Raw genomic sequence first — 781 nt, 5'->3', positions numbered from 1 at the left:
GATGCACTTAGAAACGAGTATAAGTTGATATCGCAGGTCCCGGAGGCATCCAGCTATGGTTTATCTCCTTCGCAACGACGTTTGTGGGTGATAGATCAGCTGGAAGATTCCAACCGTACAGCCTATAATATATGCGGTTCTTATGAGTTTGAAGGCGTTGTTGATATGAAAAGCCTGGAGCGGTCTTTTGATGCCATGATCGACCGGCACGAGAGCTTGCGAACAATATTTGTGCTGGAAGATGGGGAGCCGCGCCAGCTTGTACTGAGCCGTTCTGAGCTTGGTTATTCGATGGTTTATGAAGATCTGAGCAGTGATACTTTATACACGGAGGACAAGTTGTCGGCACTGATTAATTCGGAATCGGCCAGAAGCTTTGATTTATCACGGGGGCCTCTTGTTCGTACACATCTTTACCGTTTATCGGAATTTCGTTATGTGTTTTTATTAACGGTTCATCATATTATTTCGGACGGCTGGTCAATGGCGGTTTTCATCCGGGAAATACTAGCTATTTATAATAGCTACAGCAGGGGATTGCCTGTAAACTTGCCGGTTTTGCCTATACAGTACAAAGATTATGCAGGCTGGCAAAACAGACTTGCACAGGAAGGGGAACTGGACAGTCACCGGAGTTACTGGCATTCCCGTTTATCAGGCGAGCTTCCGGTACTTGATTTTCCTCAGGATTACCGTCGTCCGGAGACCAGGCAAAACAATGGCGCTGTTCAGGAACTTATTTTGGGTCAGGATATAAAGCAGTTGCTCCAGGCGAAGTCCG

1 protein-coding gene is annotated in these 781 nt (G+C 46.6%); it reads left to right on the top strand.

Annotated elements, in window-relative coordinates:
* A partial coding sequence (locus tag AB6735_RS28000; RefSeq protein ID WP_370999481.1) for a condensation domain-containing protein occupies positions 1-781 on the top strand: 781 nt, incomplete at both ends.

The sequence above is a fragment of the Mucilaginibacter sp. RCC_168 genome, from assembly GCF_041355315.1.
In the GTDB taxonomy this organism is placed as follows: Bacteria; Bacteroidota; Bacteroidia; order Sphingobacteriales; family Sphingobacteriaceae; genus Mucilaginibacter.
This window is presented reverse-complemented; position numbering and strand designations above follow the sequence as displayed.